Here is a 22,793-nt window from a genome sequence, read left to right on the forward strand (position 1 = left end):
GGCGTTTGCCTTGAACGAACACGTATTAAAAGAAATAGTCGAGAGTCTCGAACACGGTCATACGTCTGAAGCGTTAGTCGCACTCGAACAACTCGAAAAAACAGGAACGGACGAAGATCGTCTGGCGGTGGCTGATTTGTACATCGAATTAGGATTATCCGACCGTGCCGTCGATCTGTTGGCTCCGTTGTACGTCGATTACTCAGGGAATGCCGGTGTGGCCTTATTGCTTGCCGAATGTTACATCGATCTCGACCGGGAAGAAGAGGCCATCACCGTCCTGGAACAGGTGGATGTGACGGATATCGAAAATGGTCCCCGGACGTTGGTCCTGCTCGCCGACTTGTATCAGTCGCAAGGACTTGATGAAGTAGCATTGGCCAAATTAAAGGAGGCCCGGGAATTAGCACCAAATGAACCGTTGCTTGCTTATGGACTGGCTGAACTGTATATGACACTCGGTGCATTTGATCAAGCGGTTCCTTTGTTTGCTGAAATTGCGGCTGATCCGGTGTTGCGGGAAGAATTGCCGCTGGATGCCCTCTATGCGGAAGCATTGGCCATGATCGGGGAGTTCGAAGAAGCGATTCCACTGTATGAACGCGCCGTGGCGGAACGGTCGGATCTGCATACATTGTTCGGACTCGCGATGACGGCTCACCGGGTCGGACAACATCAAAAAGCGGTCGAGACATTCCAGCAATTGATTGCTCAGGATCCTGATTATACGTCGGCGTATGTCCCGTACGCGGAAAGTCAGGCTGAACTCGGACTGACGAAAGAAGCGCTTAATGTCATCAAACAGGGAATCGAGCGCGACGATTACAACGATGAGTTGCGAACGATGGAAGCATTGTTCCTCTTGAAACTTGGAGACCGGGAAGGCAGTGTGAAAGCATTGCGTGAAGCCCTGGCCCTCAATCCGGAATCGCTCGTCGCGGCCGAAAGACTGCTTGCACTGCTCGCGGAAGATGAAGATCACGATGCGACGCTTGAGACGATTTCCGCCATCGAAGAACATGTGACGGCACCGATTCTGACCTGGTACCGGGCACGCTCCTTATATGCATTAGAAGAGTATACGCAAGCGATGGAGAAATATGCGCAAGTAGAGGCTGCTTTTGCGGATGATGCGTTATTCTTAAAAGAGTATGGATATGCGCTCGTGGAAGAAGGACGCCGGGACGAAGGGCTGATCTTATTACGCCGGGCGGCTGCACTGACACCGGAAGATGCCGATTTAGTCGACTATGTCGAACGAATGGATGGATGACTTCACTGGAGAAGGGAGTAGGATTAAGATGACAGAGAGAAAGCAGCGTTTCTTGCGCCGCATCTTGACCTATTATACGTTGAAACGTCGGGAATCAAAGTGGATCATCGATTATTGGCTTCGAAACGATTCGAAGCTCGAACAGGTTCACTTTGTTCAAAATGCCATGTTTGCGCCAAAAGCAATGATCATTACGACCTATGGATTTGATGCAGACCCGTTTCTCTTTAAAAAAGGAGAGGTCAAAACGACCGATCCGGAAAAAGCCTACCATGATATTCGATTGACGGATGAGCCGCTTTATATCGAGTTGAACTTTCAAGGGATGATGATGGATGACGAGTACCTCTCGCTGTTGGAGGAAAATCCGTTCCGACCGGAAGTAGCCGTTGAACCGAAACTGGCCGATGCTGCGATGAATTTCATTGCGGCGACGGTCAACCGTCAAGAAGAAGAACGTTTGGTCCGGTTGATCGACGAGGCGCTTGACGCCCGGGATAAACATCGTTTCCAATCGCTTTCGGACGAATTGCGAATCATCCGCAGCCAACTCTGATCGAAAAATCGAGTCGTTTGCCTTCCTTCGACTGTACTGAAGGGAGGCTTTTTTTCGAAATCGAAACTAAGGGGAAAATATGAAGAAAAATTGTAGCTAATTTCATAAAACGTTCACATTAAAGAAGCAGTAACAAAAGCGGATATGATACATTAAATGTGACGAAATGTAAGTGAACAGGAAAGGGGGGAATGACTTGCGTTTCAAACCATCCGATGTTCAAAGGACAAGAAACGAACAAGCGTATATCGATACGTTGATTGTCCCATTGATTCCCGTCGGATTCGACGAAGCGATGCATGCTTTCTCGGAATGTGCAGATATGACGATGACCGTCGCGACGGAAGTCGAACGGCAATTGTCGGGACGGGCGATGCTTGTACCGGCGATGACGTATATCGGTGAACCGTCCATCGACCAGCTTACGAGTTGGCAACAGGCGGCATCTTCAGAACAGTTTCGATTTGTGACGTTCATTACTGCCGATTTACGGTGGAAAGAGACATCGGTCACGGACATTATTTATGTCCCGCGTTTATCGCTTGAGACGATGAGCCGAGATCAACAAGGTCAGATGGTCGGGAATTTTGTCGGGCAAGTCTTAGAGCAGTTAGGAAACCGCTGGACCGCGCTATGAAGCGGTTGACGCAATGATTTTATTAAGATACTATTACCATGTGAGAAATTTGTGTGAAGTACCGTGGTCTTGGGGCACAGTGTACATCACGAGGGGGGATCGAGATGGCTCAAAACGGGTCTAACGTAACACGTCGTCAATTCTTGACGTATACATTGACTGGAGTCGGCGGCTTTATGGCGGCGACGATGGTCATGCCGATGGTCAACTTCGCAGTTGATCCAGTCCTGAAGAAATCAGGAGCAGGCGATAAAGTAAAAGTAATGAAGTTGTCGGACATCACGACAGAACCAAAACGGGTTGACTTTAAAAAACAAACACAGGATGCGTGGTATGAGTTTGAAGAAACGTTATCTGCGTGGGTGTTTAAAAATGATAAAGGCGAAGTGTTAGCTTTATCACCGATCTGTAAACACTTAGGATGCCAGGTCAGTTTTGGAGCGGATCCGACGCACCCAGAACAATTCTATTGCCCATGTCATTTCGGCCGGTATACGAAAGACGGCGTCAACGTACCAGGTACGCCTCCGACGAAACCGCTTGATGAATATGAAAAGCAAGAGAAAGATGGTTTCCTTTACCTAGGTAAACCAGTCGAAAGAGGTGCGTAAGCGATGATGCAAAAAATTTATGATTGGATTGATGAGCGCGTTGATATCACGCCGCTTTGGCGGGATATTGCCGATCATGAAGTTCCAGAACACGTTAACCCGGCCCATAACTTCTCAGCATTCGTTTATTGTTTTGGCGGGTTGACATTCTTTACGATTGTCATCCAGATTCTTTCAGGAATGTTCCTGACAATGTATTACGTACCAGATATCATCAATGCGCATGCGTCTGTGTACTATCTTCAAAATGAAGTAGCTCACGGTCAAATCGTCCGTGGTATGCACCACTGGGGCGCATCGGTCGTCATCGTAATGTTGTTCTTACATACATTACGTGTCTTCTTCACAGGTTCATACAAAAAACCACGTGAATTGAACTGGGTTGTCGGTGTACTGTTGTTCTTCGTTGTCTTAGCACTTGGTTTGACAGGATACCTGTTGCCATGGGATATGAAAGCATTGTTCGCGACGAAAGTTACGATTCAAATCGCGGAAAGTATTCCTGTCATCGGTGGTATTGCAAAAACACTCCTGGCGGGTGGAGAAATCGTCGGTGCAAGCACAATCGCTCGATTCTTTGCGATTCACGTCTTCTTCCTTCCTGCAGCATTGTTCGTCTTGCTCGGGGCCCACTTCATGATGATCCGGAAACAAGGGATCTCTGGACCACTTTAAACCGACACTTATTATTAGACAACTAAAAGGGGGAGAACACGATGCATCGTGGTAAAGGAATGAAATTCGTCACCGATTCACGGGTGTCGATCAACAACCGGATGCCGAACAAGTCAAAAGACTATTCGGAGTATCCAGGTCGGACGGAAGCGTTCTGGCCAAACTTCTTGCTTCGCGAATGGATGGTAGGAGCGGTCTTCTTGATCGGCTTCATGACCTTGACAATCGTTGAAGCAGCACCGCTTCAAAATATTGCTGACCCGACGAATACGTCGTACATTCCACTTCCGGACTGGTACTTCCTATTCCTCTATCAGCTCTTGAAATACCAATTCGCGGCTGGTCCGTACATTTTAATGGGAACGGTCATCCTGCCTGGTCTTGCGTTTACAGCATTGCTCGTAGCGCCATGGCTTGACCAGGGACTCGAACGTCGCCCGGCAAAACGTCCGATCGCCGTCAGCATGATGTTACTTGCAATCGTATCGATCGTCTTCTTGACATGGGAATCGGTTCAGACAACACACTGGGATACTATCCACAAACAAGGTGAGTTGACAATGAACGAAGGTCCAAAAATCGATACATCAGCAAAAGGATTCGAGATTTACTCGAACCAATCATGTGTCAACTGTCACGGTAAGAACCTCGAAGGCGGCGCAGCAGCTCCAGCCCTCGTCGGGACGAAAAAGACAGAAAAAGAAATTTATGATATCGCAATCAAAGGTGTCGGTTCGATGCCTGCTGGACAGTTCAAAGGTTCAGATGCCGAACATAAAGAACTTGCTAAATTCATCGCTTCATACGGTGAAGGCGGAGAAAACAATAAATAAGACAACCGGCCGGGGGAATTTTCCTCCGGTTTTTGTCTATCATGAGGTGACAATACATGCCGTTCATTCATCTGTTAAAACATAAAGCTGTACTTTGGCCGCTCGCTTTGATTAATTTGGGCGGAACATTATACGGCTATTACTGGTATCAACCCCAACTGGCGCAGTCGAAGTGGTACTATTATCCGTTCATTCCGGACAGTCCGACAGCCTCGCTCTTTTTTACGATTATTGTCTTTTTATGGATTTTCAACCGCCGTTCCCGTTTATTTGAAGCCCTTGCCTTTGTGACGTTAATCAAATACGGGGTGTGGGCGGTCGTCATGAATGCCTTGATGTTACGGGAACTCGGGACGGAGAATTCTTATTTGGCGGCCATGGCGTTGATGTTGATGGTCTCGCACGGGGCGATGGCGTTTCAGGCATTGCTTTACGCGCCGGTCATGACGTTTCGGGTCAAAGAGCTGCTCCTTGTCGCAATTTGGGTCGTCCATAACGATGTCGTCGATTACGTTCTCGGACAGTGGCCGCGGTATCCGGCACTCGCCGAACATATCCAGTGGATCGGGTACGGCTCGTTTTGGCTGACTGGATTATGTCTTTTGATGGGATATTGGTTTGTGGCACGCGATTCGATTGACAATAAGGTCGCTTGAACATAAAATAAGACTATAATCTTTTTTTATGAAAGGAAGCGACGACATGGCGAACTATTTGATTTATCTGGCCATCATCATCATCGTGCCGATTTGGGCGCAGATGCGTGTCAGAAAAACGTACAAGAAATATCAGGAAGTTCCGATTCACAGCGGCGTGACCGGAGCACAGGTCGCAGATTTCATCATGAAGCAAAACGGAATCACGAATGTGCGTCTAGAACCAATCGGCGGAACGATGTCCGATCATTACGATCCAACGAATAAAGTCGTCCGTTTGTCAGAAGATGTTTACTACGGTTCGACTGTCTCAGCCGTCTCGATTGCTGCCCACGAAATCGGGCACGTCATTCAAGATGCAACCGACTATGGCATGATGCGGGTTCGTCACCGGATTGCGCCAGTGGCTTCGATCACGTCCAACTTATCGTTCCCGTTGTTACTGATCGGTTTCCTCGCCGGAATGAGCGGACTTGCCATGCTTGGGGTCATCCTGATGCTCGGAGCCGTCATCTTCCAACTCGTCACGTTACCGGTCGAGTTTGATGCGTCGAACCGGGCGATGGCCCAGTTGACGGAACACGGAATCATCGATGCGGAAGAAGAGCGCGGCTCACGCCGTGTCTTGAATGCTGCAGCTTGGACATACGTTGCTGCGACACTCGTCGCGATTGCTGAGTTCGTCCGTTTGGCTTTGATTGTCTTTGCACCGTCAAGTGATGACTAACTAATCGAATCGAAAAAAAATGACGAGAAGTCCGCAATGGATTTCTCGTCATTTTTATTGTCATTGATTACGTTTCTTTAATCGGGACCCGGTTTTCATCAAAGGTAAACCCTTCACCGGTCACTTCATAGACATCGTGCAGAGTGATGAACGCGTGCTGATCGATTGATTTGACAAGTGTCTTCAACCGTGTGATTTCATTGCGGGCGACGACGACGTACAAGACTTCCAAGTCGCGTCCCGAATAGCCACCTTTGGCGATCAGGCGGGTCGTCCCGCGGTTCATCGTCGCATGGATACCGTCTGCAATTTCCGTCCGTTGATCGCTGATGATCATCGCGGCTTTTCCGGCATAGGTGCCTTCTTGCATCCAGTCAATGACCCGGGCTCCGACGTAGACGGCAAGTAATGTATACATCGCCTGTTTATAGTCGAGATAGCTCAGTGAAGCGACGATGACAAAAAAGTCGAAGACCATAAACGTTCTGCCGATCGACCAACCAAAATACCGTTTGGTCAAGCGGGCGATGATATCGACCCCGCCGGTCGTCCCGCCATTATTGAAAATGATACCGAGCCCGACACCGATGAAAACCCCGGCAAACAAGGCTGCGAGAACCATATCGTCTTTCAAGAAAATTTCAAGCGGAGAATATTTTGCAATCAATCCATACCAAATCGAGAAACTGAACGTTCCGATCAATGTATAGACGAACGTCGTCCGTCCGAGCAGTTTATAACTGACGAGAAATAACGGAATGTTGAGCAACAAGTTCGTAACGGACGGGGAAAAACCGAACAGTCCTTTTAAGATCAAGGTGATTCCTGTAAATCCTCCTTCTGCCAACTCATTTTGCACGTTAAAATGATAAATACCAAAAGCGAAAATAAAGGATCCGATCAAAATCCAGATGATGTTTTGAATACGAATCGGAAACTGAAATGGGGGTGCCATCTGATTGCTCCTCTCTACATGACTCTTTCTCTAGGGTAACGGCAGACGTCAAAAAAGACTAGCTTTTCTGACGAAAATCGTTCGAAAAGTGGCGGATGTAGTTTTTAGTCGGCAATTTGATTACAATGAGCAGGGACAAGACATTACTTACAGGACATTATTTAATGAGGAGAGAGTGACTAGATATGAAAAAAGCGATTGGGATTCTCTGTTATCCATCGGTCGGCGGCAGTGGTGTCGTGGCGACGGAACTCGGAATGAAGTTAGCGGACCGGGGGCATGATGTTCATTTCATCACCTCGAGCATTCCGTTCCGCTTGACGGAATATCGTCCGAACATTACCGTTCATTTGGTTGAGGTGAATCAATATTCGGTCTTTAAATATCCCCCGTATGACATTACCCTGGCGTCAAAAGTCGCGGAAGTGATCGATCTGTTTGATCTTGACATCATTCATGCGCATTACGCGGTCCCGCATGCGGTATGCGCGGAACTTGGACGGAATATGGCGAAGAAAAAAGGGGTTGGTGTCGTGACGACCTTACACGGGACAGACATTACCGTCATCGGTCAGGACTTGGAAATGCAACCGGCCATCCGGTACGGAATCGAAAGTTCAGATGCCGTCACGGCGGTTTCAGAAAGCCTGGCCCTCGAAACGAACATAACATTAAACGGACAGTATGCGATCGAAGTCATCCCAAACTCGATTGACGAAAGTATGTATTATCCGATGCGGGATGAACGGTTGAAGCGGCATTACGGTATCGAGCCGGATGAAATCGTCGTCATTCATATTTCGAATTTCCGACCGGTCAAACGAATCGACGATACGATTGCCGCGTTTGCAATCGCTTCAAAAGACCGGGCGATGCGGTTATTGTTGGTCGGGGACGGTCCGGAAATGGGACAGACGAGACGCCGGGCAAAGGAACTCGGAATTTACGAAAAAATCATTTTCGCCGGGAAACAGGAGCATGTCGCTCAGTTGCTGGCGATCAGCGATATTCATTTACTGTTGTCGGAAAAAGAAGCCTTCGGACTGGTTGTTCTTGAGGCGATGGCCGTTGGTGTCCCGAGTGTCGTCTCGAGCGCCGGAGGATTACCGGAAGTGATTCAGGACGGAAAAACAGGATTCATCGTTCCGACGTATGATGTCAAGACGGCAGCGGACCGAATCGGGAAGTTGGCTGATGACGCGGCCTTGCGGGAAGAATTGGCGGAGGAAGGAATCCGCGATACCCGGAGACGGTTTGATTCCAATCAGGTCGTTCGTGCTTATGAACTGTTATATGAACGGGTGTGTGCGCAATATGAAAATGCTTGAGTCTGCGAATCAGATCATCCAAACGATTGAAGCGGCAGGCGGCGAAGCCTATATCGTCGGGGGAGCGGTTCGGGATATGTTGCTTAAACGCGAACCCGGAGATTATGACTTGGCAACGTCGCTGCTTCCGGAAGCGGTCATGCACCTGTTTCCGGTCGTGATTCCGACCGGACTGGATCACGGAACCGTCACGGTTGTCCTTGATCATGTACCGTTTGAAGTGACGACCTTTCGTTCGGAAAGTACGTACAGTGACCGGCGGCGTCCGGACGAAGTGACGCTAGGTGTCAGCCTGGAGGAAGATCTGACGCGCCGTGATTTCACCATCAATGCGATGGCGCTGAAGCCGACCGGTCTCGTCGATCTGTTCGGCGGTCAAGCTGATCTGGCGACGAAAGTCGTCCGGACAGTCGGTCGGGCGGAAGACCGGTTTGATGAAGATGCCCTGCGGATGATCCGGGCGTTCCGTTTTATGAGTCAGTTGGAGTTTACACTCGATCCGGAGACAGAACGGGCCATCGAAAATAAAAAACAGCACCTTTCATCCGTTGCCGTCGAACGGATTGCCATTGAATTTGAAAAACTGCTGTTAGGTCCCGGACGCAAAGCTGCTTTAGCGGCGATGCGTCGGACGGGAATCGGACACTATATGCCGCACATGAACGATGTGATACTGCATCAGTTGATGCTGTTGCCGTTTAATGGGGTGTCGCCGGACGACGTATGGACGCTCGTTTTGGTGGCCGGACTCCATCCCGAATCTTTACGGGCATGGAAACGGTCTAAAAAACAAGAGGGACGGGCAAAGACATTCGCTCCCCTCGTTCATGAACAGACGTTATCCGATTGGCAACGTTACCGGCTGTCGGATGAAGAGTTGGACCATTTGAATCAGATGACGGGGTACCGTCACGAAGGCCGGGCGTCCTTGCCGATTCGGCGCCTACAAGACTTGACGGTCAACGGACGGGACATGATGGACCTTGGTTTACGAAAACATCAGATTAAAGAAGCACTCCATCATTTGGAGCAGCAAGTCGTGCACCGTCAGTTGGATAATGAACGCGAGATTCTGTTAAAGGAAGTGATGAATTGGAAAAATCAACACGGGACCGGGTCCTCCAGGCATTGATGCAGGCTGACTGGATATCCGGTCAAGAGTTGGCGGATCAATTTAATATTTCACGTACCGCTATTTGGAAACAAATTGCGGCATTGAAAGAGGACGGCTATATCATCGAAGCCCATAAGAAAACCGGGTATCATTTGGCGGATCGGGGTGACCGGTTGACACCGCTTGCGATTCAGCAGTATGTACGAACGGACACTTTGGGACAACAGATCATTCATCTCGAACAGACGGAAACCACCCAACGGATTGCGCATGAGCAGGCGCAACAAGCGGCAAGTGAAGGGACGTTAATTGTCTGTGACTTTCAAACCGACGGACGGGGACAACTTGGACGGACCTGGCACGAGACGCGGAGTGCAGGTATTGCAATGAGTTTAATTTTGCGTCCCACAGCACCGCTTCACCAGGCCGGGCAATTGACCTTACTTGCCGGAATCGCTTTAGCCGAGACATTACGGACACTAGACGTCCCGGCGACGATTAAATGGCCAAACGATTTGTTGATTGCCGGAAGAAAAGTTGCCGGAATCCTAACGGAAATGCAGACGGAAGCCGATCGCATCAATTCCGTTATCATCGGAATCGGTATCAATGTCCACCACACGCAATTTCCGGAACTCTTATCGGATCGGGCGACCTCTTTACATTTAGCAACCGGAAAATTAATCGCCCGCGCTGAAATCGTCGGATTGTTTTTAAACACGTTTGAACCGATGTACAAGAAATGGTTGACAGAAGGATTCGCATCGTTTGTCCCGGCATGGGAGAAATACGCCGACCGGTTAAACGATTTAGTGACGTTGCGGACCCGGCAAGAGACCGTGACCGGAATCTTACGCGGAATTCAGGCGGACGGTACCTTACAAATTGAAACAGAGACAGGACTGAAAGCATTTCATTCCGCCGAACTGGTTTACTGGACGGAGATGTAAGCTCGGACGTTTGCAGTCTGCTTTTTGAATCATGTATAATAAGTGCGAGGATGATAGCCACTTGGAGTCATACCGGTTAGAGGCTTATATTCATATTGTTTATTTGACTGCCTTGATCCTACTCGGACAGGGACAGAAGGATGATTTTGCACTTATTCATGCCTTCTTTCCTATGCTATTTTTTAGGAAGGAAGGCATTTCCTTTTGTCCTCTCTAAACTACGAAGGAGAGAACACACATGCATACGATGACACCTTTACTAAAAAAACAACAGGCGGGCGAAAAACTCGTCATGCTCACAGCGTACGATTATCCGTCCGCAAAATTAGCGGAAGCCGGACACGTCGATTTGCTGCTGGTCGGGGATTCGCTCGGGAATGTCATTCTCGGATATGATTCGACGATTGCCGTGACAGTAGACGATATGGTCCATCACGCAAAAGCTGTCCGTCGCGGAGCACCGGCAACCTTTATGGTCGTTGACATGCCGTTTGCCAGCTATCACGGTTCGTTTGACCGGACGCTTGAGGCGGCAGCCCGTATCTTCCAGGAAAGCGGAGCAGACGCCTTGAAACTCGAAGGGGCCGGAGACATCCTGACAACGATTCGTCGTCTGACGGAGGCCGGTATGCCTTGTGTTGCCCACTTGGGGCTGACACCACAATCGGTCGGAGTGCTCGAAGGATTTAAAGTTCAGGGGAAATCGCTTGCAGCAGCGGAACAGTTGATTGCCGACAGTTTGGCCGCAGAACAAGCGGGAGCGAAGATGCTTGTTCTTGAGTGTGTACCGCATCCGCTGGCGAAACGTGTTCAGGAACTCTTAACGATTCCGGTAATCGGAATTGGGGCAGGTGCCGATGTTGCCGGACAAGTATTGGTCTACCATGATATCTTGACGTACGGTGTCGGACGGTTGCCAAAATTCGTTAAAGCATATGCCGACTGGAACACATCCGGTACGGAAGCGATCGCCCGTTACGTCGAAGACGTCAAAAACGGGACGTTCCCTGAACTCGCCCACTCGTTCCTGATGGATGAAGAACTGATCGGGGGGTTATATGGAGGATTTAAAGAATGAAAATCATGCAGAGTGTGACACAATTGCGCGAAGCATTGGCAGGACAGACATCGGTCGGATTCGTTCCGACGATGGGCTTCCTGCATGAAGGGCATGCTTCCTTACTCGAACAGGCACGGCAGGAGAATGACATTGTCGTATTAAGTATCTTTGTCAATCCGACACAATTTGGTCCAAACGAAGATTTAGACCGTTATCCGCGGGACGAACAGCGTGATCAGCAATTGGCCCAAGCTGCCGGTGTCGATTATCTCTTTTATCCGACGAACGACGTCATGTATCCGCTTGATATGGCGCGGGTGACGGTTCGTTCGGGTGATGACGTCTTATGTGGCACGTCGCGACCGGGACATTTTGACGGGGTCTTGACGGTCGTCAGTAAATTGTTTAATATTGTCCAACCGACGCGTGCCTATTTCGGATTAAAGGATGCACAACAACTGGCATTAATTGAAGGGTATGTCACAGATTACTTCGTCCCGGTCGAAATCAAGCGGTGTCCGATCATTCGTGAAGCGGATGGACTGGCGAAATCGTCGCGAAATGTCTATCTGTCGGAAACGGAACGGAAGCAGGCACCGGGTATCCAGCAGGCGCTCCAACAAGCCAAACAAGCGCTCGATGCCGGAACGCCGCTCGAAACGGTTCTGGAGCAAACACGGGCGTCGCTTCACTTTGAAGGCACGACGATCGATTATGTCGAAGCTGTCGCCTATCCGACACTCGGTCCGGTCGATGCGACTACGGACACGATTTTACTGGCGGTTGCCGTTCAATTTGAATCGGCCCGATTGATTGATAACTTACTATATACGAGAGGAGCATGATCATGTTACGTACATTCATGCATGCAAAATTACACAAAGCCCGTGTCACGGAAGCGAATCTGCATTACGTCGGTTCGATTACGATCGATGAAGATTTACTGGACGCGGTCGGGATTCTTGAAAACGAGAAGGTCCAAGTGACGAACAATCAAAACGGGGCCCGGATTGAAACATACGCCATTAAGGGAGCCCGTGGTTCTGGTGTCATTTGTCTGAACGGAGCAGCAGCCCGTCATTTCCAAATCGGTGATGAAGTCATCATCATGGCTTATGCGCAATTGACGAACGAAGAAATTGCGACACATGTTCCGAAAGTCGCGGTTCTTGATCAAGAGAATTCGATTAAGCAGATGTTATCGCAGGAAATCGCACATACGATCTTATGATTTTGAGGGACCCGAGATACATTCGGGTCTCTTTTTTGTTAAGATGGAACTTGAGATGCCATATACTTAAGATATGGATGGTTAAAGGTGGAGATGAGTCGTGGAAAAGAAGTTTGTTGTAGTGGATTTAGAGACGACCGGACATTCGATTAAATCCGGCGATGAGATGATTGAAATCGGAGTGGCAGTAATTGAAGACGGTCAGATTACAGATCGTCTGTCGGCATTTGTCCGTCCACAAAAACCGATTCCGCCGTTTATTTCTCAATTGACCGGCATTACGGATGAGGATGTGGCACAGGCGGAATCATTCGCGACCATTGCACCGCGCGTACTTCAATTACTCGATGGTGGTGTGTTCGTCGCACATAATGTGCAGTTTGATCTGACCTTTTTGAACGAAGCTTTGGAAGAAGAAGGCTATTTGCCGTATACGGGTCCTGTCATCGATACAGTCGAGTTAGCGAGGATCTTGCTGCCGACTGCTGAAAGTCATTCGTTGTCGCATTTGACGGAAGCGTTACAGTTGACGCACCACGAAGCGCATCGTGCCGGGAGCGATGCAGAAGCGACGGCGGAACTGTTGCTTCATTTATTTACCCGTCTACAGGATTTACCGCTCGATACGTTACGCCACTTACGTCGGCTGGCCGGAAAACTGTTTAGTGCGATTGAACAGGAGATTGATCAGGCGATTCAAACGGTCGGACTGGAGCCGGATGACCGGTTTGATTCTTTTCGTAAGCTGGCTTTAAAGAAGCGAACCGAACCGGAAGAATGGGACACACGGACCGAGCTGGAACCGTTCAGTCCGTTCGTTGACCGATTGAACGAAACCGTGTTTCCGCAACTGTTCCCTGGGTACGAACCGCGTACGGGACAGCTTGAAATGATGCGTCATGTTTATCAATCGCTTGACCAAGAAACACCGCTACTTGTCGAGGCGGGGACGGGAACTGGGAAATCCCTCGGCTATCTTGTACCGGCGGCGCATTATGCGATTGAACATGAGACGCCGATTATCGTCAGTACCCACACGATTCAATTACAGGAACAGTTATTTGCCCGGGATTTGCCGCTTTTACGCCAACTGTTTGAAGCACCGGTCGACATTACCTTATTAAAAGGGCGCAGTAATTACATGGATTTACGCAAGTTTGAGTTTTTCCTCAGCGAAACGGAAGAACCGTATAATTTTACGTTGGCGAAAGCCATCTTGTTGGTCTGGTTGACACAGACGGAAACAGGCGACCTGGAGGAAGTCAGTTTACCCGGAGGGGCAGCGCAAGGAAATATCGCCATTAAGCAGCTGATCCAGTCGGACAGTCAGTCGCAACTCGGACGATTTGATCCCTGGTACAGCCGGGACTTTTTCCATCATGCCGTCCGGCGGGCGAAACAGGCGACGATCATCGTCACGAATCATGCCTTGTTGTTCAGTGATATTCAATATGAAGCCGGTGTCCTACCAAAGGGATGTCCGTTGATTTTGGATGAGGCCCACCAAATCGAAGAAGTGGCCAGTCATCATTTCGGTCTGGTTTTTGACGGTCATTCCTTTGACCGGATATTCAGACAGCTCGGATTCTCTTCCGATAAAAAACTGTTGACGCGGCTGATCAGTCTATCGGATCAATACGACTTGACGGAACTGGTCGAAGCGCACAGTGAAACGATCGATGAGACATTGACAAAATTACTCGAAGAAGCCGACGGACTGTTGACAATCATTCAAGCGTACGGTTTGGAACTGGCTTCCCGGAAAGAACGGCGGGAAGGACGTGTCACCGTTCGCTTCAAACGACTTGATCAGTCGATGCGGGCGGTGCAGGAGAGCGCGAAACGTGTGGAACTGGTTTTACGGCGTCTCCGCCAGGCAATCCGGGCAATTCATAAATTGTTCCATGATCAACGGGAACATATGAGTTACCGGGAACGGTCCGTCGTGGCGGATTTAAAGACGGTGATCGGTCAGTTGGAAGAAGTCGAACAAGCGATCTTTGAGACGATGCTCGCCCCGCATGATGAGACCGTCTCCTGGATTGAAACAACGGCTAAAAATCGGAAACTGACGCGGATTTATACGCAACCGATTGATATTTCAGATCGTCTGCATCGGGAAGTTTTTTCGAAACGGACCTGTATCTTAACGTCCGCGACTTTGACGGTATCAAATAAATTTCAGTTCATCGAACAGCGGCTAGGGCTGTCGGAGCTCGAGACACGGCGGTTCATCGTTCCGTCGCCGTTCGGATACGCCGAAAAAGTCCGACTGATGATTCCGACGGACTTACCGTTATTACAAGATGTACCGCAAGCCACGTATTCTGAAGTCATTGCGGATGCCATCATCCGGATTGCCGAAGTGACGGAAGGCCGGATGTTGGTGTTATTCACATCAAACGAAATGTTACGCCAAACACATGATGCAACGAAAATGGCATTGCCGGAACGGTTTACGTTACTTTCCCAAGGGATCACCCAAGGATCACGGCAGCGTCTGATGAAACAATTTAAACAACTTGATGCCTGTATCCTGTTCGGTACAGCGAGCTTTTGGGAAGGGGTCGATGTTCCGGGTGACGACCTGAGTTGTCTCGTCATCGTGCGACTGCCGTTTGCACCACCCGATCAACCGATTGTGCAGGCGCGTTCAGAACAAATTGAACAACAAGGAAAATCGTCGTTCTTCGAATACAGTTTGCCGCAAGCCATCATTCGCTTCAAACAGGGATTCGGCCGCTTGATCCGGACGACGAATGACCGGGGTGTCGTCTTCGTCTTTGACCGCCGTATCGAGACGACCCGTTACGGAAAACGATTTGTCACAAGTCTGCCTAAAGTGCCGCTTTTGGCTAAACCGCTCGACGAATTAACGGCCGAGTTGGAATTGTTCTTAAATGAGACGGATTGAGTCTGTTAAAATAAGCATTATCGCATTATAATAGATGTAGAAAAATGAGGGAGGATATAAGATGGATTCGAAAATCGAGACGCTAGCAACCGTCAAGGTCAACCGCCATGACGATACGTACAAGATTGTAGACTTATTGAATCGCACGCTGAAAACAGAAGATTTGATGTTTGGTCTGGCACTGGACGAAAAAGATAAGGAGCAGATGGTCTTTACCATCTACCGCACATGAAGTGGAAGATCGTCATCGGTCTGATCGGCTTCATCCTTCTGATTACGCTGATTGGGACGGGCGTGTATCAATTCACCGTCGCTGAAGCGAAAGAACGTGAACAAACCGTCGCCATTCAAGCGGAAGCACGCTTGAAAAAAGAATTGGCGCCGAAACAGATTCAATTTGACCATGTATTTAACGGAAAAACCCAGTATAGTGTCTTTACGATTGAACAAGATGGTCAAGCGTTACGGGCATTCGTTCCGAAGACAGGAAAAATCGAGACGAGACGTGTCAAAGATGGAATGAAGATTGCCGATGTCATTCGACAAGCGGGTAATCCGGAAAACATCGTTTCAGCGAAATACGGTTTTGAAAACCGGGCGCTGATTGAAATTGTCACCAAAACGGCGACCGGCTACGACTATTCGTACTATACCTATCAAGAGGGATCCTTCATCAAACGATTACGGATCAATTAAAAAGGAGTGGACAGGATGTTATCGAAACGGGTACAACAACTGACACCGTCAACGACACTGGCGATTACTGCAAAAGCGAAAGCATTGCGTGAAGAAGGACAAGACATCATCGGACTCGGTGCAGGCGAACCGGACTTCAACACTCCAGAATTTATCATTCAAGCGGCCTTCGCAGCTGCGGAAGCGGGCGATACGAAATATACCCCGTCCGGCGGAACGGTTGCCTTGAAAGATGCCATCATTGAAAAAACACGCCGTGATTTGTGGGTATCCTATGACCGTTCGGAAGTCATGGTCGCGTCAGGCGCGAAACATGCCTTGTCGACGTTGTTCCAGGCGATTTTAGATCCGGGCGACGAAGTCATCGTCCCGGCCCCTTACTGGGTCAGCTATCCGGAACAAATCAAACTGAGTGACGGTGTGCCGGTCATTCTTGAGACGACGGAAGCCTCGCGCTTTAAAGTGACGCGTGATCTACTCGAACAGCACATCACACCGAAGACAAAAGCGCTTGTCTTAAACTCTCCTTCAAATCCAACAGGGATGGTCTATACGAAGGAAGAGCTTGAGATGGTGGCAGAAGTAGCGATTGCCCATAATCTGTTGGTCATCAGCGATGAAATTTATGAAAAACTGTTATACAACGGCGTGACGCACTTATCAATTGCAACGTTACCGGATATGCGTGAGCGGACAGTCATCATTAACGGCGTTTCGAAATCGCACGCGATGACGGGCTGGCGGATTGGTTATGCCATCGGACCGAAAGACATCATCAGCGCGATGACAAATCTCGCCAGTCATTCGACGTCGAATCCGACATCGATCGCCCAAGCAGCATCTGTCGCTGCCTATGCGGAAGGGGATGCACCGGTCGAGGCAATGCGTGTCGTGTTTGAAGAACGGTTGGAACAGATTTATGACCGCTTGATTCAGATTCCGGGTTTGACCTGCCTGAAGCCAGAAGGTGCCTTTTACCTGTTCCCGCACGCCTTACAGGCAGCAAAAATGTGCGGATTCTCAAATGTCGATGACTGGTGTACGGCTGTGTTATCCGAGGCGAAAGTCGCCTTGATTCCGGGCTCAGGCTTCGGAGCACCAGAATATGTCCGGTTATCGTATGCGACAGACCCGAAACGGGTACTCGAGGCATTAGACCGGATTGAAGGATTTATCACGGCGCATACTGCCGTTTAATAGAGAGAGGATGTTGACTTTTGAAAGCAATGATTCGGGATGTAGAAAAACACGTAGGTGAAGAAATCACGATCGGTTGTTGGCTCGCGAACAAACGATCAAGCGGGAAAATCGCGTTTCTTCAATTACGGGATGGTTCAGGGTTCATGCAAGGTGTCGTTGTCAAAGAAACAGTCGGTGAAGAACTGTTTAAGACGGCTAAAGGATTGACGCAGGAAACATCGATGTGGGTAACGGGTACAATCAAATCGGACGGCGGACGGACTGCCATCGGCCATGAAATGGAAATCACAACGATTGAAGTGATTCATGAAGCAGTCGATTATCCGATTACACCAAAAGCTCACGGAACGGACTTCCTCATGGATAACCGTCACCTCTGGTTACGGTCAAAACGTCAGCATGCCGTCATGGTCGTTCGGAACGAATTGATTCGGGCGACATATGAATTCTTTAACCAGGAAGGATTCATCAAAGTCGACCCTCCGATTTTGACAGGAAGTGCACCGGAAGGAACAACGGAATTGTTCCATACGAAATATTTTGATGAAGATGCGTACTTGTCGCAATCAGGACAACTGTACATGGAAGCGGCCGCAATGGCACTTGGAAAAGTCTTTTCGTTTGGTCCGACTTTCCGGGCGGAAAAATCGAAAACACGCCGTCACTTGATCGAGTTTTGGATGATGGAGCCGGAGATGGCGTTTTACGATCATGACATGAACCTCGAAGTCCAGGAAAACTATGTATCGCATCTTGTTCAGTCGGCGTTGAAAAACTGCCGTCCGGAACTCGAATTGCTTGAGCGCGACCTGACCGTTCTTGAAAACATCCAAGCGCCGTTTCCGCGTGTGAAGTATACGGAAGCGATTGATATGTTGAAAGAACAAGGATTTGACGACATCGAGTTCGGAGATGATTTCGGAGCACCACACGAAACGGCAATCGCCAATACATTTGCCCGTCCTGTTTTCATCACACACTGGCCAAAAGCCATCAAACCGTTCTACATGAAGGAAGATCCGGAAAACCCGGGCTTCGTGTTATGTGATGATTTGATTGCGCCGGAAGGCTACGGTGAAATCGTTGGTGGTTCACAACGGGAAGAAGACTTCGAGAAGTTACTTGCCGGCATGAAAGAACATGATTTGGATGAAACCGGTGCTTATAAATGGTACTTGGAAACACGTAAATATGGATCAGTGCCGCACAGTGGTTTTGGACTCGGACTCGAACGGACAGTCGCCTGGATCACAGGAGTCGAACACGTCCGGGAGACGATTCCATTCCCACGTCTGCTGAACCGGTTGTATCCGTAATAGTGATCGAAATCGACCCATCCCTCGGACGGGTCGATTTCTTGCTTACTTTAAAGAATCGAGGAAGTATCATGGATCATAATTTAATTCAGCTTTTTGAGGAAGGAACGGTTGTCCTCCCTAAGCGATTGTTCACAGAAGCAAAACGTCTTGGCATCAGTTTCGTCGAGTTTACGCTGATCGGACAATTGTTTGCCTGCCGTGCCGAAGGGATGGAGATGCCGTCACCAGAGGAACTCAGCAACCGGCTTGGACTCTCGGAGACGGAAACGATCGAGACGACACTTGGATTGCTTCAAAAAGGATTACTCGCGATGGAAAACGTCGCCGGTTCGGAACGCTATTCGCTGGTGCCGCTCTATGAAAAATTGATGGCACCCCCGGAACAGGAAGCACCGAACTTCGATACGATCAATCCATCGGTCTTCCAACATTTTGAGCGCGAACTTGGGATGATGTCCCCGTTTCAGATGGAACAGATCATTCAGTGGTTGACGATTGAAAACATTGCAGAAGAGCTTGTCTTGGCCGCATTACGGGAAGCCGTTTATCATAACGTCCGGAAAATGACCTACATCAATCAGATTTTGCGGACATGGGAACGGGAAGGGATCAAGACGCTCGAAGATTTGGCAACGAGAGGGGGCTGACACATGTTACGAAAAGCAGATATTGATCGAATCGAATCGACACTTGAAGAGATGTTTCCGGAAGCGTTTTGCGAACTGATTCATCAAAATCCGTTTGAACTGGTCGTTGCCGTGGCCCTCAGTGCGCAAGCGACCGACATTTTGGTCAACAAAGTGACGCCGGGTCTGTTTGCCGCTTATCCGACGCCAGACCGCTTGGCGGCAGCGCCGGTGGAAGAGATTGAAGAAAAGATTAAGCGGCTTGGTTTGTATCGCAATAAAGCCAAAAACATCAAAGCGTTAGCGGAGCAATTGCTGGTTCTTCATGGTGGGGAAGTCCCAACCGATCGGGCGGGACTTGAAGCGTTACCGGGTGTCGGCCGGAAAACGGCGAACGTCGTATTGTCCGTTGCCTTTGATGTGCCGGCCTTTGCAGTCGATACACATGTCGAACGGGTCTCGAAGCGTCTTGGGATTTGCCGCTGGAAAGACAACGTTATGAAAGTGGAACAGACACTAATGAAACGGTTTAAGCGGGAACGGTGGTCGAAGTTGCACCATCAGTTCATCTTTTTCGGACGGTATCACTGTAAGGCACAACGACCGAACTGTCTTGAGTGTCCATTGCTCGATATGTGTCGGGAAGGGAAAAAGCGGACGAAAGGGTTACTGCCGCCTCTTGAGGGAAAATGACAAAACAGCGTCCTGCCATTTTCGGCAGGACGCTGTTTATTTGTATCATCCGTTCCACGGTGTATCGGACCACTCGCGGCGCTTTTTCGTAATCGGAACCTTTTTGAAACCCCAGTTTCGGAAATCTTGGTCCGGACTGTCACGGCGGATATAAATCTTATTTTTGATGGCTTTAAAAATTCGGTTTTCGTCCCCATAATGGACAAACCGCGGTTTTACCTCAATCACGCCGCGGCGGACGCGGGAGAGAGGGAGACAGACAAGATCAGCAATCTCAAGACCGGATTGGTAGAGGCCGCTATCTTTTTCAGCAAAAATAAATCCTTTGATTTTTTGACGGCTTTTCTCCACGTCCAGATGAACGGTACCGGAATTGAAAATATCAAAAAATGCTTTTTGAATCAATAGGTTCTGATAATCGTCCCGGCTTTCGAGTACAACACGGGCGCTTGTCGCTTCCGTCTCCTCGAGAAACGCGTAAAACGATTTCATCAAATGGGCAAATGCAACGACGTATGGATCTTTTGGTGTCGAATAGAATTCCTGCAATTTTTGTTTATCGACTTCGACACTGACAATCGTACAGTCGATATCGACCAAGAAGTCCGGCAAAGCGACCCAAAAATGACGTAACATATCAATCGTAATCCCGTCTTCTTTTCCATATGGGTGTTCCGCCTTTAAGATTTCTTTCAGGTGCAACGGAATATGCGGATCTTCGAAAACAGACGATTTGAATTCCATTAATCGCTTGCGTAATGGACTTGGTTCGCCGGTTTCGTCGGAATCAATAGCGTATTTATACTCCATCAAGACCCCGGTCAGATTAAACTGGGTATTTCCTTTTGGCGTGCCCGTCTCATCGACGAACATGACATATTTTTTAGCTGTTGGATTTGTAGCCCTAGGAAATCCTTTGACATCAACGTTTTTCACGTTTCTTGGTTCTCTTTTATTCAAGCGAATCTCCTCCAATTGCACACATACTGCACACTTTTATTAAAACCAAGCACATTTATTACCTCTTTATGTAACTTTACACTGACACGGCTATATAAATCCATGGTTATTACATAACTTGTATACCTGAATCTTTCCAGGACGACTCTTGATGATCGGGTGGTCAGATAATCAATGTGGCCGGTAGTAGGGTTCGTTATTTTATATTCGTCATGGAGCCTGTCCTTCCTGCATGACGAAACACGTTTCTTGTTGATTTCAATCAGCGGATTTCACAAGAGATAATGATTCTACAGGATAGACGATGGAAAAGAGAAAAATTTATGGGAGATTTATCATACAAAAAAGCCGTCATCTAGACGGCCCGGGTGTTACCATTCGAATCCTTCATCACTGTAAGATCCATTGGAATTGAAGAAACGTTCTTCTGTTTTACCGTTTACGGTATTCGTATAAATGACATAGACATCGAGATGATCAAATGTATCCGCCATTTTTTTAGCTGCTTTACGAGCATCGGCCTCGTTCGTAAACGATTCCGTCTTACTTGCTTGACGATGGGTTTCTACTCCATTGTCTTCATAACCTTCTACTGACCAGACTTTTTTTGATGACATAAACAACATCCTTTCATAGCAAAGGGCATAGGTAACGCTTTGCTGTTTTTCATTATGCTTTGTTTGATTGAAATCCGTCAAATTATCATCCTGATAGTTCAAGATCCTATCAAAACATAGAATTATGAAACGTTCGAAATTTTCTATCTGAAAACAGACGTCCTCAGACTCATTGCATCAGTTGATCGATATAACGGACAGACTTGATCGTTTCATTAAAGCGTTTTAAACTGGTTTTTGGCTGGAACGCTTGGACGGACAGTTGCTTCAGCTGATCGACGGCACTCTCGACCATTGCCGGACGTAAATAGGGGCTATTTTGTGCGTTCTGTTGCCAGTCGGCAATTAAAATGTCGGCTTTTGCGACGAAGGGTACAACCTCTGCCTGAAAGTCATATTCCTGCCCATTGCGGCCAGCCTGATAAATACGTTCTATCTCTTGAAGTAACGGTTCTATTGTCATTTGTTTTTAACTACTCCTCTCGGCCGATACGATACAATCACATATCATGGTACAATAAACGCGTTAGGAGGGGAATCCTTTTGAATTACCCGAATGGTAAGAAATTTCAGAAGCCTGCTGAGCCGCATGGTCTGGCGATTCAGAAAGCCCGCACGACAGGTTCGACCTTTTCGAACCGGGGGATGAAGCTTGAAAAATTGATTAATGAAAGTAATATGTTTTATCTGACCCATAATCGGGCAATCATTCACAAGAAACCGACTCCTCTTCAAATCGTTCAAGTCGATTATCCGAAACGGTCCGCTGCAGTCGTCAAGGAAGCCTACTTCAAACAACCGTCAACGACCGATTACAATGGAGTATACCGTGGAAAATACATTGATTTCGAAGCGAAGGAAACCAACCATAAAACGTCGTTCCCGCTGAAAAACTTTCATCTCCACCAAATCGAACATATGCGCCAATGTATTGCACATGGAGGAATTTGTTTTGTCATCATTCGATTCAGTATGTATAATGTGCAATATGTGTTGTCTGCCGAGCATCTGTTCCCCTGGTGGGAGCAACTGGAAACGGGCAGAAAATCGATTCCGCTAGACGAAATCGAACGGCATGGAAAAAAACTCGAGACAGGTGCGTTTCCTGCGATTGATTATTTACCGGCAGTGGACGAGTTATATTTCACTTGAGAAACTTTAC

26 protein-coding genes are annotated in these 22,793 nt (G+C 48.4%); 22 read left to right on the forward strand and 4 right to left on the reverse strand.

Features of this window, described 5'->3' with window-relative positions; all coding sequences use genetic code 11:
• Window positions 1-10 precede the first annotated feature (10 nt).
• The 8 genes from KNQ07_RS02245 to KNQ07_RS02280 all read left to right on the forward strand — a co-directional run bounded on the left by KNQ07_RS02245 (window position 11) and on the right by KNQ07_RS02280 (window position 5,968).
• Window positions 11-1,273, forward strand: a complete 1,263-nt coding sequence (locus KNQ07_RS02245; RefSeq protein ID WP_012370662.1) for a tetratricopeptide repeat protein — start codon at window positions 11-13, stop codon at window positions 1,271-1,273.
• A gap of 28 nt (window positions 1,274-1,301) precedes the next feature.
• Window positions 1,302-1,829 (forward strand): ReoY family proteolytic degradation factor, encoded by a 528-nt coding sequence (locus KNQ07_RS02250; protein ID WP_012370661.1) that lies wholly within the window; start codon window positions 1,302-1,304, stop codon window positions 1,827-1,829.
• Between the two features lie 196 nt (window positions 1,830-2,025).
• Window positions 2,026-2,466, forward strand: coding sequence for a DUF2487 family protein (locus KNQ07_RS02255; protein WP_012370660.1), 441 nt, complete (start codon window positions 2,026-2,028; stop codon window positions 2,464-2,466).
• Between the two features lie 104 nt (window positions 2,467-2,570).
• Window positions 2,571-3,077, forward strand: coding sequence for a ubiquinol-cytochrome c reductase iron-sulfur subunit (locus KNQ07_RS02260; protein WP_026828085.1), 507 nt, complete (start codon window positions 2,571-2,573; stop codon window positions 3,075-3,077).
• A gap of 3 nt (window positions 3,078-3,080) precedes the next feature.
• Window positions 3,081-3,752 carry a menaquinol-cytochrome c reductase cytochrome b subunit gene (gene qcrB, locus KNQ07_RS02265; RefSeq protein ID WP_012370658.1) on the forward strand — a complete coding sequence of 224 codons (672 nt, stop codon included), beginning with the start codon at window positions 3,081-3,083 and terminating at the stop codon, window positions 3,750-3,752.
• 41 nt (window positions 3,753-3,793) lie between these two features.
• Entirely contained in the window at window positions 3,794-4,585 is a 792-nt protein-coding gene (locus KNQ07_RS02270; RefSeq protein ID WP_214764312.1) for a menaquinol-cytochrome c reductase cytochrome b/c subunit, read from the forward strand.
• A 56-nt stretch (window positions 4,586-4,641) separates the two neighbouring features.
• Window positions 4,642-5,241: a DUF1405 domain-containing protein gene (locus KNQ07_RS02275; RefSeq protein WP_214764331.1), complete on the forward strand. Its 600-nt coding sequence runs from the start codon at window positions 4,642-4,644 to the stop codon at window positions 5,239-5,241.
• A 46-nt stretch (window positions 5,242-5,287) separates the two neighbouring features.
• The gene (locus tag KNQ07_RS02280; RefSeq protein WP_012370655.1) at window positions 5,288-5,968 is read left to right on the forward strand and encodes a zinc metallopeptidase; all 681 of its coding nucleotides are present in this window, start codon (window positions 5,288-5,290) and stop codon (window positions 5,966-5,968) included.
• 67 nt (window positions 5,969-6,035) lie between these two features.
• Here the strand turns inward: KNQ07_RS02280 and KNQ07_RS02285 are convergent, their stop codons facing one another.
• The gene (locus tag KNQ07_RS02285; RefSeq protein WP_012370654.1) at window positions 6,036-6,923 is read right to left on the reverse strand and encodes a YitT family protein; all 888 of its coding nucleotides are present in this window, start codon (window positions 6,921-6,923) and stop codon (window positions 6,036-6,038) included.
• A gap of 185 nt (window positions 6,924-7,108) precedes the next feature.
• Between KNQ07_RS02285 and bshA the strand changes: the two genes are divergently transcribed.
• The 13 genes from bshA (at window position 7,109) to nth (ending at window position 20,054) form a co-directional block, all read left to right on the forward strand.
• Window positions 7,109-8,251: an N-acetyl-alpha-D-glucosaminyl L-malate synthase BshA gene (bshA, locus tag KNQ07_RS02290; RefSeq protein ID WP_214764340.1), complete on the forward strand. Its 1,143-nt coding sequence runs from the start codon at window positions 7,109-7,111 to the stop codon at window positions 8,249-8,251.
• Complete coding sequence (locus KNQ07_RS02295) at window positions 8,238-9,383, forward strand: CCA tRNA nucleotidyltransferase (protein WP_041261641.1); 1,146 nt, start codon at window positions 8,238-8,240, stop codon at window positions 9,381-9,383. The genes bshA and KNQ07_RS02295 overlap by 14 nt, the downstream gene beginning before the upstream one ends.
• Window positions 9,344-10,315 (forward strand): biotin--[acetyl-CoA-carboxylase] ligase, encoded by a 972-nt coding sequence (locus tag KNQ07_RS02300; RefSeq protein ID WP_214764348.1) that lies wholly within the window; start codon window positions 9,344-9,346, stop codon window positions 10,313-10,315. Before KNQ07_RS02295 ends, KNQ07_RS02300 begins: the two co-directional genes overlap by 40 nt.
• 238 nt (window positions 10,316-10,553) lie before the next feature.
• Window positions 10,554-11,393 carry a 3-methyl-2-oxobutanoate hydroxymethyltransferase gene (gene panB / locus KNQ07_RS02305; RefSeq protein ID WP_214764361.1) on the forward strand — a complete coding sequence of 280 codons (840 nt, stop codon included), beginning with the start codon at window positions 10,554-10,556 and terminating at the stop codon, window positions 11,391-11,393.
• Window positions 11,390-12,220, forward strand: a complete 831-nt coding sequence (gene panC / locus KNQ07_RS02310; RefSeq protein ID WP_214764372.1) for a pantoate--beta-alanine ligase — start codon at window positions 11,390-11,392, stop codon at window positions 12,218-12,220. Before panB ends, panC begins: the two co-directional genes overlap by 4 nt.
• A 2-nt stretch (window positions 12,221-12,222) precedes the next feature.
• Entirely contained in the window at window positions 12,223-12,606 is a 384-nt protein-coding gene (gene panD, locus KNQ07_RS02315) for an aspartate 1-decarboxylase (RefSeq protein WP_012370648.1), read from the forward strand.
• Between the two features lie 100 nt (window positions 12,607-12,706).
• Window positions 12,707-15,520 (forward strand): ATP-dependent DNA helicase DinG, encoded by a 2,814-nt coding sequence (gene dinG, locus KNQ07_RS02320; RefSeq protein ID WP_214764379.1) that lies wholly within the window; start codon window positions 12,707-12,709, stop codon window positions 15,518-15,520.
• 61 nt (window positions 15,521-15,581) lie between these two features.
• Window positions 15,582-15,752: a YpmA family protein gene (locus tag KNQ07_RS02325; protein ID WP_012370646.1), complete on the forward strand. Its 171-nt coding sequence runs from the start codon at window positions 15,582-15,584 to the stop codon at window positions 15,750-15,752.
• On the forward strand, window positions 15,749-16,216 hold the full coding sequence (locus KNQ07_RS02330; protein WP_214764380.1) for a hypothetical protein: 468 nt from the start codon (window positions 15,749-15,751) through the stop codon (window positions 16,214-16,216). The genes KNQ07_RS02325 and KNQ07_RS02330 overlap by 4 nt, the downstream gene beginning before the upstream one ends.
• A 15-nt stretch (window positions 16,217-16,231) precedes the next feature.
• Window positions 16,232-17,413, forward strand: a complete 1,182-nt coding sequence (locus KNQ07_RS02335; protein ID WP_012370644.1) for a pyridoxal phosphate-dependent aminotransferase — start codon at window positions 16,232-16,234, stop codon at window positions 17,411-17,413.
• A gap of 29 nt (window positions 17,414-17,442) precedes the next feature.
• On the forward strand, window positions 17,443-18,732 hold the full coding sequence (gene asnS / locus KNQ07_RS02340) for an asparagine--tRNA ligase (protein ID WP_285801119.1): 1,290 nt from the start codon (window positions 17,443-17,445) through the stop codon (window positions 18,730-18,732).
• 71 nt (window positions 18,733-18,803) lie between these two features.
• Window positions 18,804-19,382, forward strand: a complete 579-nt coding sequence (locus KNQ07_RS02345) for a DnaD domain-containing protein (protein WP_012370642.1) — start codon at window positions 18,804-18,806, stop codon at window positions 19,380-19,382.
• Window positions 19,383-19,385: 3 nt separating this feature from the next.
• A complete protein-coding gene (nth, locus tag KNQ07_RS02350) occupies window positions 19,386-20,054 on the forward strand; it encodes an endonuclease III (RefSeq protein WP_214764395.1) in 669 nt (222 codons plus the stop codon).
• A gap of 45 nt (window positions 20,055-20,099) precedes the next feature.
• Here nth and KNQ07_RS02355 read toward each other — a convergent pair whose 3' ends face one another.
• From KNQ07_RS02355 to KNQ07_RS02365, 3 genes are all read right to left on the reverse strand, one after another.
• Window positions 20,100-20,990 (reverse strand): DUF3800 domain-containing protein, encoded by an 891-nt coding sequence (locus tag KNQ07_RS02355; RefSeq protein ID WP_261966304.1) that lies wholly within the window; start codon window positions 20,988-20,990, stop codon window positions 20,100-20,102.
• Between the two features lie 395 nt (window positions 20,991-21,385).
• A complete protein-coding gene (locus KNQ07_RS02360) occupies window positions 21,386-21,631 on the reverse strand; it encodes a hypothetical protein (protein WP_214764401.1) in 246 nt (81 codons plus the stop codon).
• 169 nt (window positions 21,632-21,800) lie between these two features.
• Window positions 21,801-22,094: a DUF1798 family protein gene (locus tag KNQ07_RS02365; RefSeq protein WP_214764403.1), complete on the reverse strand. Its 294-nt coding sequence runs from the start codon at window positions 22,092-22,094 to the stop codon at window positions 21,801-21,803.
• A gap of 74 nt (window positions 22,095-22,168) precedes the next feature.
• Here KNQ07_RS02365 and recU point away from each other — a divergent pair, with 74 nt between their 5' ends.
• Window positions 22,169-22,783, forward strand: a complete 615-nt coding sequence (gene recU / locus KNQ07_RS02370; protein WP_041261972.1) for a Holliday junction resolvase RecU — start codon at window positions 22,169-22,171, stop codon at window positions 22,781-22,783.
• Window positions 22,784-22,793: the final 10 nt, after the last annotated feature.

It is taken from the genome of Exiguobacterium sp. s145, from assembly GCF_018618835.1.
In the GTDB taxonomy this organism is placed as follows: Bacteria; Bacillota; Bacilli; order Exiguobacteriales; family Exiguobacteriaceae; genus Exiguobacterium_A; species Exiguobacterium_A artemiae.